This is a genomic window from Paenibacillus sp. FSL R5-0914, from assembly GCF_038004525.1.
GTDB lineage: Bacteria > Bacillota > Bacilli > Paenibacillales > Paenibacillaceae > Paenibacillus_AQ.
Genome location: NZ_JBBORH010000001.1, coordinates 715428 through 730821, shown reverse-complemented (window position 1 = coordinate 730821; position 15394 = coordinate 715428). Strand labels below are relative to the sequence as shown.

The following is a 15394-nucleotide window of genomic DNA, read 5'->3' as shown; positions in this document are numbered from 1 at the left end:
ATGAACAAAAAGAGCGTCCGTGATGTAGAAGTAAAGGGTAAACGCGTATTTGTACGCGTGGATTTCAACGTACCTGTAGAAGACGGTAAGATTACTGATGATACTCGTATTCGCGAAACCCTTCCAACCATTAAATATTTGATTGAGAACGGTGCAAAGATCATTCTTGCGAGTCACATGGGTCGTCCTAAAGGTCAATTCGTAGATTCCATGCGTTTGACTACTGCTGCTGAACGTCTGTCCGAGCTTCTCGGCAAACCAGTAGCTAAAGCTGACGAAGCTGTTGGCGAAGCTGTCAAAGCAAAAATTGCTGAGCTAGGCGAAGGCGACGTACTTGTACTTGAGAATGTTCGTTTCTACCCAGGTGAAGAAAAGAACGATCCTGAATTGGCTAAACAATTTGCTGAACTGGCTGATTTGTTCGTCAATGATGCGTTTGGCGCGGCTCACCGTGCACATGCATCGACAGAAGGTATCGCTCATTTCCTACCAGCTGTATCCGGTCTTTTGATGGAGAAAGAATTGACCGTTCTTGGTAAAGCTCTTACTAATCCAGAACGTCCTTTCACTGCGATCATCGGTGGTTCGAAAGTTAAAGACAAGATTGATGTTATTGATAACTTGTTGTCTTTGGCTGATAACGTCCTGATCGGCGGTGGATTGTCTTATACATTCACTAAAGCACAAGGCTTTGAAATCGGTAAGTCACTTGTAGACAACGACAAACTTGACGTTGCTCTTGGATTCATCGAAAAAGCTAAAGCACTTGGCAAAAACTTCATGCTTCCTGTTGATGTTGTTGTTGCTGATAAATTCGGTGCTGATGCTAACACTAAGATCGTTAATTACAATGAAATCCCAGAAGGTTGGGAAGGACTTGATATCGGACCTAAGACTCGTGAACTTTATGCCGATATTATCAAGAACTCCAAGCTGGTTGTCTGGAATGGACCTATGGGCGTATTCGAAATCGATAAATTCGCTGAAGGTACACTTGCAGTAGCAAAAGCTTGTGCAACAACTGAAGGTTACACTGTTATTGGCGGCGGAGATTCCGCAGCAGCAGCAGAAAAATTCCACCTGGCTGACCAAATGGATCACATCTCCACTGGTGGCGGTGCATCCCTTGAGTTCATGGAAGGCAAGGCGCTTCCTGGCGTAGAAGCACTGAACGACAAGTAAGACGTATAGAAGGAGGCAATTTAATTCATGAGAACACCAATTATTGCGGGTAACTGGAAAATGTTCAAAACAGTTCCTGAAGCAGAAAGCTTTATTGCTGACATCAAAGGCAAAGCAGAAGTAGAAGGCGTTGAGACTGTAATCTGCGCCCCATTTACTAACCTGCCTGCACTTGTAGCAGCTGCAAAAGGTACAGACATCAAGATTGGCGCACAGAACCTGCACTTTGAAGATAACGGTGCTTACACAGGAGAAATCAGTGGTGTAATGCTTAGCGATCTTGGCGTAGACTATGTAATCATTGGTCACTCAGAGCGTCGTGCTTATTTTGGCGAAACAGATGAAATCGTGAATAAGAAAATGCATGCTGCATTCCGTCACGGTATCACTCCAATCGTATGTGTTGGCGAAAAGCTCGAAGAGCGTGAAGCTGATCAAACTAAAGCAGTATGTAAAGTGCAAACTGAAGCTGCATTCCAAGGACTTAGTGCCGAGCAAGCAGCAAAAGTTGTCATTGCATACGAACCTATCTGGGCTATTGGCACAGGTAAATCATCCACTTCCCAAGATGCTAACGAAGTTATTGCTTACATCCGCAGTCTTGTAAAAGATTTGTATGATGTTGCAACAGCTGAAGCTGTTCGTATTCAATACGGCGGCAGCGTGAAGCCTGAGAATGTAACTGAGTACATGGGCCAAAGCGACATCGATGGTGCGCTTGTTGGCGGTGCCAGCTTGCAGCCTGCTTCCTTCGTTCAATTGGTTGAGGGGGCGAAGTAAGATGTCAGCTCCAAGACCTGTAGCTTTGATCATCATGGATGGTTTCGGTTTGCGTGGAACATCTGAAGGTAACGCCGTTGCTCAAGCTAACAAACCTAACTATGACCGTTACTTGAAACAATATCCTAATACTACCCTTACTGCTTGTGGTGAAGCTGTTGGTCTTCCAGAAGGCCAAATGGGCAACTCTGAAGTAGGGCACTTAAATATTGGTGCAGGACGGATTGTATACCAGGATTTGACTCGTATCGATAAATCGATCCGTGAGGGCGAATTCTTCGATAATGAAACACTGGTAGCCGCAGTTAGAAATGCTAAGAACACAGGTAAAAAGCTTCATCTTTACGCGCTTGTATCCGACGGAGGGGTACATAGCCATATTAATCACCTGTTTGCTATGCTTGACCTGGCTAAGAAAGAAGATATGCACGAAGTGTATATCCATGCTTTCATGGATGGCCGGGACGTACCTCCAGATAGTGGTAAGAAGTTTGTTCAAGATCTGGTTGCTAAGATTGAAGAAGTTGGAGTAGGTACAATTGCAACGGTATCCGGGCGTTATTACGCAATGGACCGTGACAAACGTTGGGATCGTGTAGAAAAAGCCTATCGTGCTATGGTTTATGGCGAAGGACCGAAATACACAGATGCTCTGCAAGCTATCACTGCATCTTATTCAAATTCCGTGTTCGACGAATTCGTTGAACCTAGCGTGATTGTAGACAGTGAAGGCAAGCCGGTAACGGCAGTAGAGAGCGGCGATTCTGTCGTGTTCCTCAACTTCCGCCCTGACCGTGCTATTCAGTTGTCACAAGTGTTCACGAATCAAGATTTCCGTGGTTTCGACCGGGGTCCTTTGTTCCCGCAAGACTTGCACTTCGTATGCCTGACTACTTTCAGTGAAACGGTACAAGGTTATGTAGCCTATTCACCGAAGAACCTGGATAACACATTGGGTGAAGTACTTGTGCAACACAACAAGAAGCAACTGCGCATCGCGGAAACTGAGAAGTATCCGCACGTAACGTTCTTCTTCAGTGGTGGACGTGATGAGGAACTTCCAGGAGAAACTCGTATCTTGATCAACTCTCCTAAAGTGGCAACCTATGATCTTCAACCCGAGATGAGTGCTTACGAAGTGGCTGCAGCCTGCGTAGCAGAAATCGAAGCGGAAAGACAGGATGCTATTATCCTTAACTTTGCAAACCCTGATATGGTTGGACACTCCGGTATGTTGGAGCCAACAATCAAGGCTGTAGAGGTAACTGATGAGTGTGTAGGTAAAGTAGTGGACGCAGTAGTTGCCAAGGGTGGCGTTGCGATCATTATCGCCGATCACGGTAATGCAGACATGGTATTTGATGAGAACGGTCGTCCGTTCACAGCTCATACCACTAACCCGGTTCCGTTCATCCTTACGGATGAAAATGTTGTATTGCGCGATCGCGGTATCCTTGCTGATGTAGCACCAACCATTCTGGATCTGATGGGAATTCCGCAACCTGCGGAAATGACTGGTCAATCCATGATCGCTAGTCGCAAATAAGGAAACAATACCTAAGATTAAGCTTCAACAATCAAAACCAAAACATTGTTTAAAGGAGATTAACTAAAATGACTATTATTTCTGATGTTTATGCTCGCGAAGTCCTTGACTCCCGTGGTAACCCTACTGTAGAGGTTGACGTTTATCTTGAATCCGGTGCTAAAGGCCGCGCTATCGTTCCATCCGGCGCTTCCACTGGCGCTCATGAAGCTGTAGAGCTTCGTGATGGCGACAAATCCCGTTACATGGGTAAAGGCGTTCTGAAAGCTGTTGAGAACGTAAATGAAATCATCGCTCCAGAAGTTATTGGTATGGACGCTCTTGACCAAGTGGGCATCGACAAATTGATGATCACTTTGGACGGAACTCATAACAAAGGTAAATTGGGCGCTAACGCAATCCTAGCTGTATCCATGGCCGTAGCTCGTGCAGCAGCAGCAGCATTGGATATTCCTTTGTACGTATACCTGGGCGGATTCAACGCTAAAACTCTTCCAGTACCAATGATGAACATCATCAATGGTGGTGAGCATGCGGACAACAACATCGACGTTCAAGAGTTTATGGTTCTTCCTGTAGGAGCTCCAAGCTTCAAAGAAGCTCTTCGTACAGGTGCTGAAATCTTCCACAACTTGAAATCCGTACTTCAATCCAAAGGCCTGAACACAGCTGTTGGTGACGAAGGTGGTTTCGCACCAAACCTTGGTTCGAATGAAGAAGCAATCACTACAATTATCGAAGCTATCGAAAAAGCTGGTTACAAACCAGGCGTTGACGTATTCTTGGGTATGGACGTTGCTTCCACTGAGTTCTACAAAGACGGTAAATACACCCTTGCTGGCGAAGGTAAATCTTACACTTCCGCTGAGTATGTTGACCTTCTTGCTTCATGGGTTGAGAAATATCCTATCATCACAATCGAAGACGGTATGTCCGAAGACGACTGGGATGGTTGGAAATTGCTTACTGAAAAATTGGGAGATAAAGTTCAATTGGTTGGTGACGACTTGTTCGTTACAAACACTGAGCGTCTTGCAACAGGTATCGAAAAAGGTATCGGTAACTCCATCTTGGTTAAAGTTAACCAAATTGGTACATTGACTGAAACTTTCGATGCTATCGAAATGGCTAAACGTGCTGGTTACACAGCAGTTATCTCTCACCGTTCCGGTGAATCCGAAGATAGCACAATCGCTGACATCGCTGTTGCGACTAACGCTGGTCAAATCAAAACAGGTGCTCCTTCCCGTACAGACCGTGTTGCTAAATACAACCAATTGCTTCGCATCGAAGACGAGTTGGGTGAATTGGCTCAATACAACGGCCTGAAATCTTTCTACAACCTTAAAAGATAATCTGCTTTTATAGCAGAGTACGAAGACCCGCCATTATGGCGGGTCTTTTTTTAATATGTGTTTATCCTAATCTTTCAAGAAAAGCTACGACTTAACAGTCTAGGAGGTTGTATTACCGGCACTGCTATGATAAAATAAGAATACTGTTTATGTATCGTGATAACCTCAATTACCATAGATAGTGATGCTTAGGCGTAGGAGGTGGAAGTGAATGGATATCTTTTTGAAAGTTGTGCTCCTGATTTTTTCCGTCGGTCTTATTGCGGTCGTTCTTCTGCAAAAGGGGAAAAGCGCGGGTCTTTCCGGTGCCATCTCCGGTGGTGCTGAGCATCTCTTTGGTAAAACAAAAGCTCGTGGTATGGAACTCGTACTACAACGTGTAACAGTTGGACTTGCTGCAGGATTCTTCATTATGGCGATTCTAGCTGCTGTTTTCATTGACTAAAGTACCTACAGTAAGCCCTCGCTCTGTTCTGAATGGAATGGAGCGAAGGCTTTTTTGTTATAATAAAAAGGGGATAAAGCACCTGCAGGTGCTTTTCTTTGCATAGCAGAAAGAATAAGATTCGATACGGTAAAGCCTTAATAAATAAACTTTCTCCTTCGATGTGAATGAAATTTCGTACTGCGTTTACCTTTGGATGACAGTAACAGGGATGCGCAGGATTGATTTCGTGTATACTAGGGTATGAAGTAGGTAAAGGTAAATTTTACTTGGCATTACTACAGAGCAGGACAAGACATACATATTTGCCAGCGGCTTGGAGCCGCGGAGGGCTGGGGTGACGAACATGATAACACAAGAAATATTACTCGATTTCATGCGGGAAACTGCATATAAACCAATGACTTATGAAGAGCTGGTGAGCCATTTTGCTCTAGAAGATAGCACAGGGTTTAAAAAGTTCGAGGAACTACTAATTGAATTAGAGCAGGACGGAAGAATTGTATTAACTCGTAATGCACGTTATGGCGTGCCGGAACGAATGGATTTACTGCGAGGCCGGTTACAGGCTCATGCGAAAGGCTTCGCTTTTCTTATCCCGGATGATCGTGATCATCCTGACGTATATATCCATGCGAATGATCTTAAGGGAGCTATGAATGGTGATATCGTCCTTATCCGTATTACCTCTAAAAGTCCGTCCGGCGGACGTATGGAAGGCGAAGTTGAGCGCATTGTAAAACGGGGAGTATTGCAGACGGTTGGCGTATTTCAAAATCTGGAGACCTATGGCTTTGTGCTGCCTGATGATAAACGGATTAACCGCGATATTTTTATTCCGAAGCAATCCTTCATGGGGGCGGTAGACGGTCAAAAGGTCGTTGTACGTATCGTGAATTATCCAGAAGGCCGATCAGCGGCAGAGGGTGAAATTATTGAGATCCTCGGACATAAGGATGATCCAGGAGTTGATATTCTATCTATTATCCGTAAGCATCAGCTGCCAGAGGCCTTTCCGGCTGAAGTGATGAACGAAGCGGACAACGCTCCGGATTCAATCACAGAAGAGGAAATTGCTGAGCAGGGACGTCGCGATTTGCGCGGACTAAACATTGTCACGATTGATGGTGAGGATGCTAAGGACCTGGATGATGCGGTTAATGTTCAGCGACTGGAGAACGGACATTACAAGCTAGGCGTGCATATTGCGGATGTAGGTTATTACGTACGTGAGAGCTCTGAGCTCGATAAAGAAGCCTATGATCGGGGCTGTAGTGTGTACTTGGTGGATCGGGTGATTCCGATGCTGCCTCACCGTTTGTCTAACGGGATTTGTAGTTTGAATCCACAGGTCGACCGCTTAACGATGTCCTGCGAGATGGAATTTAACGAACACATGAAGGTCGTGAAGCACGATGTCTTTACAAGTGTGATTCGCACCAAGGAAAGAATGACTTATTCCAATGTTCGCAAAATTTTGGAGGATGAAGATCCAGAATTGCTGGAGCGCTATAGTTCATTAATTGATGATTTCCGTCTCATGAAAGAATTGGCGATGAAGCTGCGTGATGCGCGGATGCGGCGGGGCGCGGTTGATTTTGACTTTGAAGAGAGCAAAATCATCGTAGATGAGAACGGCAAGGCTGTAGATATTGTGAAGCGTGAGCGTTCTGTAGCTGAGCAGATTATCGAGGAATTTATGCTCGCGGCGAATGAAACAGTTGCGGAGCATTTTCACTGGTTGAAGGTTCCGTTCCTTTACCGGATTCACGAAGATCCAGATCCAGAGAAGCTGCAGAATTTTATGGCTTTTGCGGCTAATTTCGGATATCACGTGAAGGGACGTGGCAATTCCGTTCATCCACGTGCTTTGCAGGATCTGTTGGAGCAAATCCAAGGGACTAAAGAACAGACCGTTATTAGCACAATGATGTTGCGTTCCATGAAGCAGGCAAAATATGATGCGGAGAGCACAGGCCATTTCGGACTGGCTGCGGAATACTATTCCCACTTCACTTCGCCGATTCGCCGTTACCCCGATCTGGTCATTCACCGCGTAATGCGTGAAGTGATTGAGAATGGAGGGGCGCTGAGCCAGAAACGACATGATTATTTGGCCGGCCGGATGCCTGACATTGCTCAGCAGTCCTCGGAACGTGAGCGTGTAGCGGTAGAAGCAGAACGCGATACAGAGCAGCTGAAGAAAGCTGAATACATGCAGGATAAAGTAGGCGAGGAATTCGAGGCAATGGTCAGCAGTGTGACCAGCTTCGGAATGTTCATCGAGCTGGACAATACCGTCGAAGGCCTTATTCGTCTCAGCGCTATGAGCGACGATTATTATCACTTCGACGAGGCCCATATGGCGCTCATCGGCGAGCGCACATCACGGGTGTTCCGTATTGGCGACGAGGTGAAAATTCGAGTCGCCAAGGTAAACATGGATGACCACACGATCGATTTCGAGTTGGTCGACATGAAACCACGCGCGCCAGGTGAGCATCGCGGCGGTGGTTTTGGAGGCGGCCGCGGTGGCAAAGGTGGCCGTCCAGGTAGCGGCGGCTTCAAGGCGCCAGCCGGGGGTAAAGGCGGCGCGAGCAGCAAGGGCCGCGGCGGTAAAGGCAAGCCCGGCGCTGCTGTAGGCGCGGGCAAGGGCAAGCCGGGCGCTGGTGTGCGCGCCGGCGAAGGGCCGCACGAAGCGGCCGGTGTTGGTGCACCGGGCGGACGCGGAAAGCGGAAGCGCGGGCGTGATTCCGGCGAGGATGCGAGCCGGGTAGTTGCGGCGCCGGGCGGAAGCACCGGCGCAGAGCGCGGGGGCGAAGCCGGCAACGCAGGCGCGCCACGTGAGCGCAGTGGCGGGCGAGGCCGCGGCGGTGACAACGGCGGTGCCGGTGGTGGACGCGGCATCAGCTTCGGCTTTGGCTCCGGCAAAGGCGGATACGGCGCTCCTGCGTCTGACTCTTCCAGCGGCGAAGTCCGCGGCCTGGACGGCAGCACGAAGTTCCGTAGCCGTGAGGACCGCGGCGGTAACTTTGGCGGTGGAGAAGGCCGTAGCGGCGCTCCAACAGGTAAAGGTCGCCGGAAAAAGAAGAACAAAAGCGGTGTGTTCATCGGTCAATCCGTGACACCAGGCAACGTTCAGACGTCGGAACAAGCCGCTTCTAAACGTAGTGACAATACAGGCAGCGCTCCAGACGGAGCTCCTCGTAAGAGAAAGAAGAAATAAATAACGTTATGGGCTACGTTTCGTAGCTCTATGACGAAAGATTAAGCACCGCTCCCTTTGATTGGGGGCGGTGCTTTTTTAATTCTTTTTCGCTGCGCAAGTGTGAAATTCTCATTTATGACCGAGACTATTGGTTGCCACAAATTTGTTGAGTAATAATCAGAAGAAGCTAGGTGACAGCATCGTTTTGTAACTATGACACTTGGGTTGGAGCAAAGTAACCCGTGCTATCACGATGCATATTTTTTAATTGCATAATGTGCAGTTAAAATTCCGGCGTTTCAGTAGAGATTGAGGTTAATTGCACTTTGTACATTAAAATGTGATCAGTATCTTCAAAACGGCATGATTTTGAGTTTTTAACTGCAGAAAGTACAACTAAACAACCATCGAGCATCTAAATATATTAAATAGATGTATAAAGTGCATTTATGTAGCTTTAGGGTAGCGTCGGAGGGAGAGAGTGAATAGAAAAGGGTATGAGTTGACTGGGATGTGTGAATATAGAAACATAAACACTCGTTTATAAATAAATGTAATTAAAGTTAACTATTGGGTAAACTTACTGACAACTAGTTGTCAAAATGGCTGAGAAAGGATTACCTGATCCTTCCTTGCGCACAATCGATTCCATTTGTTACAATATAGATCAGACGTTCGATGACTATGTCGTTTAAGATTAGAGAGACATGGTTACTTTAACTTATGAATATGATTCAAGGAGTGATTCTCATGGGTAAAAAAGCAGACGGGAAAGTACTTGCCCAGAACAAAAAAGCTTCCCATGATTATTTTATCGAGGATACTTATGAAGCTGGCTTGGTGCTGACAGGTACAGAGATCAAGTCGCTGCGTAATGGCCGCGCTAATATTGGAGATGCTTTTGCTACGATCCGTAACGGTGAGATTCACATTCACAACATGCATATCAGCCCTTTTGAACAAGGTAATCGTGCTAACCCTACGGACCCGACGCGTACTCGTAAATTGCTGATGCATAAGGAGCAAATTCATAAACTGCTGGGCTTGTCCAAGCGAGATGGATTTACGATTGTGCCACTCAAGGTTTATGTGCGAAATGGCTATGCGAAGCTGTTAATTGGTCTTGGTAAAGGTAAGAAAGAGTACGATAAACGTGACTCTGCTGCTAAGCGTGATGCTCAGCGTGATATCCAGCGTGTATTGCGTGAGAAGCAAAAGATCGCCAGATAATCTAGGAAGAATGTACGATTCAAATGAGTACCAGTTTCCACCTTCAATTCCTTTAACCTACGTGTTAAAGTATTGATAAATGTGATATACTGAGTAAGTAAGATTATTGCTTCGTTACAGACTTCTTGAAGAAGAAGCTGTGGATAGGATCTCTCTTGCTTGGAAGATCCGCTTGATCCGAAGCGCCCTTTTTAATGAGGGGCCGTTCTTGGATTCGACGGGGGTAGTTCGAGCATGAGTAGCGAGTAGTGGGGACGCGTCCGCTTCATCAACGCTAAAGCCTATTAAACGGCAAACAACAAAACAACTACGCTTTCGCAGCCTAAGAAACTGCGCGCGTGCTTCTACCCTGCATCGCCCATGTGACAGGGATAGGGGCTAACAAGTAGTGGGATACGCCGTCTGGTCTCCGCCTGGGGTCAACGGAAGAAGATAATCAGGCTGACCCAACGTATAGCCGGTTACGGGGCGATACTCGGGTGACATCAAAACTGTGACTACACTCGTAGAAGCTTATGTGCCGTTATCTTCGGACAGGGGTTCGACTCCCCTCGGCTCCATAAGAAAAACCCGCTAAAATAGCGGGTTTTTTGCTGTTTAGTGGTTGGACTGTAGGCCGAATGTAGACAAGAAGTTGTGGGAACTAAATGTGTTCATTATTGTAGACATGTTGTCTACATCTAAAATTAGATCATTCACTTTGAAGTTATTAATATCTATAAGCGCCCGAACTGATATAAAATTATAGTATTAAGCATCCAAAAACAAAAACATTCGGAGGAATTACTATCATGAGTTTTACTATTGATTATGTTAAAAACAAAAACAGAATTATTGTAACATCGGACGGTATGGATGTTGAGGATGCCCTTGCGTATGCGGAACAATTTCCGAAAGTACTGAAGAAAACTAAGCGAGGGTTTACAGGTATGACTGTAATTACTGGTGGCCTGGTATTTAAGCAAGAAGTGTTGGCAATTCTTGCTCCAACTAGTGAAGATGCTGTGAAAGCTGGAATCTCTACAAAACACAAATGGGTGTATGTTGCGCCTACTTCTTTCTACAAAACGCAAATGCATCGTATGTTTAAAGATATTGCAAACTTGTACGAATCGATAGAAGAAGCTGAAACGTATCTTGATTCTGCAGGGAATTAGCACTTCTAAAAATTAAAAGGTTCCAGCCATCATCTGTAGCGGCAAAGGTACTTTTGCGTATTAACTTATATAATTGCATCACTATTCTAAGGAGTTATTCCTATGATCAGTCTCCTTTTTTAACCATAGATAAGTAATTTCTATACGATTCTATAATTTGTTGAATATATAACAAGCAAGAGCAGTAATATAGCCAATTTTTATCTAAGTAAAATCAAACGGACTCATCAAATGCTGGTTAGAATGCTTCTAGGGTGACATCAAAACTGTGACTACACTCACTCGTAAAAGCTAATGTGCCGTTATCTTCGGACAGGGGTTCGACTCCCCTCGGCTCCATATGGAATAAAGTAGAAGACACCTTTAGGGGTGTCTTCTTTGTATTTATAAGAAAAAACACTAAGGAATTTTCTGGGTAATATTTATATGCTGTCTATGCTTTATAGTATATTTTTTTTTACTTACTCGAAGTAGAATATGTGGATAACTACATTTTAACCTTTCTAATTAAAAACGGAATTTACTCGCTGAGGAGATGAATATTATGAACATTGAAATAGCGCAAGATAACGCAGTTGGACGCTTATATTTAATACTAAAACAATTAAAAAATGAATATACTAGTCCTCCACTAAAGGTAATGGCTAAATTATTCGATGTTGATATTAGTGATATTGCAGCGATTTTGTATAATTATGCTGAGTTATTTAGTTTGGCTAAAGCAATAAAAGATGATATAAATAGTATTCCCAATATTAATCATGATAGATATATCTCCCCTATAGATACGGTAATTCTAGGTCTCTCAAAGATTAATATTAATGCTTCTAGAGGACTTGAACAATTTAACACTGACGTATCTAGTAATGTTATGGTTCGTCTAGAGTATTGTGCAGAGCTCCTCTCTAGAGAGCGTAAAGAAAGAGTATTTAATAAAGCCGAGCTAACTAAATTGCAGCAGGATATAGAAGATTTAATAAAAGAAATAGATGAAATGGACAAGTCCTGTATAGATAATGAAATTAAAGCTTTTCTTATAAGCAATTTAGAACAAGTTCGAGTGGCAATAATTAACTATAAATTGTGGGGATCAAAGGGAATAAAAGAAATACTTGAAAATAGTGTAGGATCGATAATTTTACATGCTAACAGCTTTGAAGAGGTTAAGGATCAAAAAGCAGGAAGAAAAGTACTAGCTTTTTTAACTGGACTTGGTTCAATTGTAGCTCCATTAAAAGAAACTAAAGAATTAGTCGACTCAATAGCAAAATTATTTTTGGATAAATAAAGGCTGTTAAAACAACTATTACGGGGGGGCTTCTAGGGTGACATCAAAACTGTAACTAAACTCGTAAAAGCTAATGTGCCGTTATCTTCGGACAGGGGTTCGACTCCCCTCGGCTCCATATGGAGTATTATTGAAGACACCATGAAGGGTGTCTTTTTCATGTTTTCAGAGTATGATCTGGACTATACGTGGCGGTTCAAAAAAATGAGTATCTTGCTAGATCCAGTACTTTCGTATGTGGAATTAAAGATTGCAGTGAAGAAGGCGTGAAGAAAAATTTAAGGTTCTATATAGGGATAAAAAAGGCAAACATAGGATAGGAAGAGTTAATAGGGAGATATAAATGAAAACCAGTATACTTATGCTATAATTTAATAAAGTGACTCTGTGCTTTTAGAAAAATTGGATAAAGGATGCATTGACCAACCATGTATGAGAATCAGACTTCTATGCACCACAAGCTGTTTATTATCGGCGCAGGTGCTGCCGGACTAATGGCCGCCGTTACTGCGCGTGATATGGGTATCGATACTGCCATTCTGGAGGGTAACGACCGGATTGGAAAGAAGATATTAATGACAGGTGATGGCCGCTGTAACATTACGAATGAATCCACTGCAACGGGTACGGATGAAGCAATCGCTTTATCGCGCAAGTATCACAGTAATCAGGCCGGATTTCCACTTGCGGTATTGCAGCAATTTGGCATCCGTCAGACCATAGATTTTTTCTCCTTTCTCGGGCTTCCGCTTACAAGATTGAAGGAGGGCTTGATGTATCCAATGTCGCTGCAGGCAGCAGCGGTGCTGGATATTTTCCAGCTTGCGCTGGAGGATCGGAATGTTCCGGTATACCTCAATAACAAAGTGTTGGATGTTACTGTTTCGAAGAATCATCCGCGCTTCAAGATAAAATGCCAAACGGAGACAGAGGAGGAGGTTGTTTATACTAGCGACTATCTACTTCTATCTGCGGGTGGCCTTGCCGGTCCAAATGCGGGAAAAGAACCTCCTGGGTATACACTTGCCGAACGTCTGGGGCACACCCTGATTGAGCCTTTGCCGGCCATTGTGCAATTGAAGCTGCAATATTCGAATATGAGGGCACTGTCCACTATCAAATCTCAGGGACAAGCCCATATCATTGTGAACGGTAAAGTCATCTGCAGTGAACAGGGTGAAATTGCCTTCACGGATTATGGTATTACCGGCCCGCCAATTCTTCAGCTAAGCAGGAAGGCTGCGTATCATCTTGCAAGAGGAGAACAGGTAACATTGTCGGTTGATCTGATGCCGGGCCGCACGGAGGAAGAGTTAGTTGAGTTTTTAGAAAGGCTCTGGGAGACCTTTGGACACCGGACTGTGGCGGATTGCCTTGTTGGCATCTTCAATAAGAAGCTTGTTTCTGTCCTACTAAAAGAGACTGGCTTAGATCAACAGCCAGAGCTGCTTTGCCAGGATCTATCGATGAAAACCAAGGGGAAATTTTATCGAATCTTGAAGCGTTGGGAATTTAAAGTGACGGATACCAATGGCTTTACGAATGCGCAAGTGACAGCCGGCGGCATTGATACGTCGGAACTCATCGAAGGAACGCTGGAATCCAAGCTGGTGCCTGGGCTGTATTTGGCTGGCGAAGTGATGGATGTCGACGGAGATTTCGGCGGCTATAACCTGCAATGGGCCTGGAGTTCCGGATATGTGGCCGCGATGGCGCTAGCTAAGTCAATTCAATAAATTTATTAGGAAAAGGGATGCATCAATTAACATGTATAAGGATCAGACTTCTAAGCACCACGAGCTGTTCATTATCGGTGGGGGTGCTGCAGGTCTAATGGCTGCAGTTACAGCGAGGGATCAAGGTATTGATACAGCAATTATTGAAAGCAATGACCGGCTTGGGAAGAAAATAATAACGACGGGTAACGGGCGTTGCAACATTACGAACCAATCCACCGCCACCGGTACGGATGAAGCAGCCGCTTTATCACGCAAGTATCACAGTAATCAGGAAGGATTCCCAATACATGTATTGCGGCAATTCGGTGTCCGCCAAACGATCGAATTTTTCTCCTCGCTCGGGCTTCCTTTTGTAAGCTTGGAGAATGGCCGGATGTATCCGATGTCGCTGCAGGCGGCTTCGGTGCCGGGTGTATTTAAGCTGGCGCTGGAGGATCGGAATGTTCCCGTATATTATAAACATAAAGTGTTGGATGTTACCGTTTCGGCGGGACATCCGCGGTTCGCGATAACCTGCCAGACGGAGACAGAGGAACAGGTTGTGTATACTAGCGACTATCTTTTTCTATGTGCAGGCGGCCTTACCGCTCCCAAAACGGGAACGGACGGCTCCGGTTATACGCTTGTCCAACGTCTGGGGCACACCCTGATCAACCCGGTGCCAGGCATTGTACAATTGAAGCTGGATTATCCGTATTTGAAGGAACTATCGGGCATCAAATTTGAGGGAGAGGCCCATGTTATCGTAAACAATGAAGTCATCCGCACTGAGTCTGGTGAGATTCTTTTTACGGACTATGGTATCTCGGGCCCGCCCATACTTCAGCTCAGCAGAAAGGCTGCGTATAATCTCGGAATAGGAGAATCGGTGACATTGTCGGTTGATTTAATGCCGGAGCGCACGGAGGAAGAGTTAATTGATTTTCTGGAGATCCACTGGGGGATCTTCGGACACCGGACGGTTGCCGATTCTTTTGTGGGCATCGTCAGCAAGAAACTGATTCCAGTTCTGCTGAAGGAGGCTGGAATTGATCAACAGCCGCACTTGCTTTGTATGGATCTATCATGGAAAACCAAGAAAATATTTTATCGAATCTTGAAACGTTGGGAATTTAAAGTGACGGATACCAATAGCTTCACGAATGCACAAACAACAGCCGGTGGCATCGATACGACGGAGCTAATCGAAGGAACGTTAGAATCTAAGTTAGTCCCTGGGCTGTATTTGGCAGGTGAAGTGATGGATGTCGATGGAGATTGCGGCGGCTATAACCTGCAATGGGCCTGGAGCTCCGGCTATGCCGCAGCGATGGCACTTGCTAAACGACGTGTTAGCGCCACGTAAAAGGATAGATAGTTGCTAACTCTTGGTACGTTGCGGTGGAATACTTGCATGCAATGAACACAGGGCGGCTAATGGATTTACCGTGCCACACCTCGGTTCCATATAGAGTAAATAAAAGA

Annotated in this window: 11 protein-coding genes and 1 other RNA gene; all 12 read left to right on the top strand. The window is 45.2% G+C overall.

What is annotated here, in order from left to right:
• The 12 genes from MKX60_RS03020 (at position 1) to MKX60_RS02965 (ending at position 15275) form a co-directional block, all read left to right on the top strand.
• Positions 1-1182, top strand: coding sequence for a phosphoglycerate kinase (locus MKX60_RS03020; protein WP_042184036.1), 1182 nt, complete (start codon positions 1-3; stop codon positions 1180-1182).
• Between the two features lie 27 nt (positions 1183-1209).
• On the top strand, positions 1210-1962 hold the full coding sequence (gene tpiA / locus MKX60_RS03015) for a triose-phosphate isomerase (protein WP_042123325.1): 753 nt from the start codon (positions 1210-1212) through the stop codon (positions 1960-1962).
• A 1-nt stretch (position 1963) separates the two neighbouring features.
• Positions 1964-3508, top strand: a complete 1545-nt coding sequence (gene gpmI / locus MKX60_RS03010) for a 2,3-bisphosphoglycerate-independent phosphoglycerate mutase (protein WP_042123328.1) — start codon at positions 1964-1966, stop codon at positions 3506-3508.
• Positions 3509-3576: 68 nt separating this feature from the next.
• The gene (eno, locus tag MKX60_RS03005) at positions 3577-4863 is read left to right on the top strand and encodes a phosphopyruvate hydratase (protein ID WP_042123330.1); all 1287 of its coding nucleotides are present in this window, start codon (positions 3577-3579) and stop codon (positions 4861-4863) included.
• A 211-nt stretch (positions 4864-5074) separates the two neighbouring features.
• Positions 5075-5308: a preprotein translocase subunit SecG gene (secG, locus tag MKX60_RS03000; protein ID WP_042123332.1), complete on the top strand. Its 234-nt coding sequence runs from the start codon at positions 5075-5077 to the stop codon at positions 5306-5308.
• 346 nt (positions 5309-5654) lie between these two features.
• Complete coding sequence (gene rnr, locus MKX60_RS02995; protein ID WP_341060265.1) at positions 5655-8534, top strand: ribonuclease R; 2880 nt, start codon at positions 5655-5657, stop codon at positions 8532-8534.
• Positions 8535-9266: 732 nt separating this feature from the next.
• Positions 9267-9746 carry an SsrA-binding protein SmpB gene (smpB, locus tag MKX60_RS02990; RefSeq protein WP_042123338.1) on the top strand — a complete coding sequence of 160 codons (480 nt, stop codon included), beginning with the start codon at positions 9267-9269 and terminating at the stop codon, positions 9744-9746.
• Between the two features lie 198 nt (positions 9747-9944).
• Positions 9945-10309: a transfer-messenger RNA gene (gene ssrA, locus MKX60_RS02985) on the top strand.
• Between the two features lie 228 nt (positions 10310-10537).
• On the top strand, positions 10538-10903 hold the full coding sequence (locus tag MKX60_RS02980; RefSeq protein ID WP_042184038.1) for a hypothetical protein: 366 nt from the start codon (positions 10538-10540) through the stop codon (positions 10901-10903).
• Between the two features lie 544 nt (positions 10904-11447).
• Positions 11448-12191 carry a hypothetical protein gene (locus MKX60_RS02975; RefSeq protein WP_341059061.1) on the top strand — a complete coding sequence of 248 codons (744 nt, stop codon included), beginning with the start codon at positions 11448-11450 and terminating at the stop codon, positions 12189-12191.
• A gap of 428 nt (positions 12192-12619) precedes the next feature.
• Positions 12620-13927, top strand: a complete 1308-nt coding sequence (locus MKX60_RS02970; protein ID WP_341059060.1) for an aminoacetone oxidase family FAD-binding enzyme — start codon at positions 12620-12622, stop codon at positions 13925-13927.
• Positions 13928-13958: 31 nt separating this feature from the next.
• Positions 13959-15275, top strand: a complete 1317-nt coding sequence (locus MKX60_RS02965; RefSeq protein WP_042184042.1) for a BaiN/RdsA family NAD(P)/FAD-dependent oxidoreductase — start codon at positions 13959-13961, stop codon at positions 15273-15275.
• Positions 15276-15394 lie beyond the last annotated feature (119 nt).

Coding starts and splice junctions, on each gene's coding strand:
- MKX60_RS03020 (WP_042184036.1), top strand. CDS start 1: ATGAACAAAAAGAGCGTCCGTGATGTAGAAGTAAAGGGTAAACGCGTA.
- tpiA (WP_042123325.1), top strand. CDS start 1,210: ATGAGAACACCAATTATTGCGGGTAACTGGAAAATGTTCAAAACAGTT.
- gpmI (WP_042123328.1), top strand. CDS start 1,964: ATGTCAGCTCCAAGACCTGTAGCTTTGATCATCATGGATGGTTTCGGT.
- eno (WP_042123330.1), top strand. CDS start 3,577: ATGACTATTATTTCTGATGTTTATGCTCGCGAAGTCCTTGACTCCCGT.
- secG (WP_042123332.1), top strand. CDS start 5,075: ATGGATATCTTTTTGAAAGTTGTGCTCCTGATTTTTTCCGTCGGTCTT.
- rnr (WP_341060265.1), top strand. CDS start 5,655: ATGATAACACAAGAAATATTACTCGATTTCATGCGGGAAACTGCATAT.
- smpB (WP_042123338.1), top strand. CDS start 9,267: ATGGGTAAAAAAGCAGACGGGAAAGTACTTGCCCAGAACAAAAAAGCT.
- MKX60_RS02980 (WP_042184038.1), top strand. CDS start 10,538: ATGAGTTTTACTATTGATTATGTTAAAAACAAAAACAGAATTATTGTA.
- MKX60_RS02975 (WP_341059061.1), top strand. CDS start 11,448: ATGAACATTGAAATAGCGCAAGATAACGCAGTTGGACGCTTATATTTA.
- MKX60_RS02970 (WP_341059060.1), top strand. CDS start 12,620: ATGTATGAGAATCAGACTTCTATGCACCACAAGCTGTTTATTATCGGC.
- MKX60_RS02965 (WP_042184042.1), top strand. CDS start 13,959: ATGTATAAGGATCAGACTTCTAAGCACCACGAGCTGTTCATTATCGGT.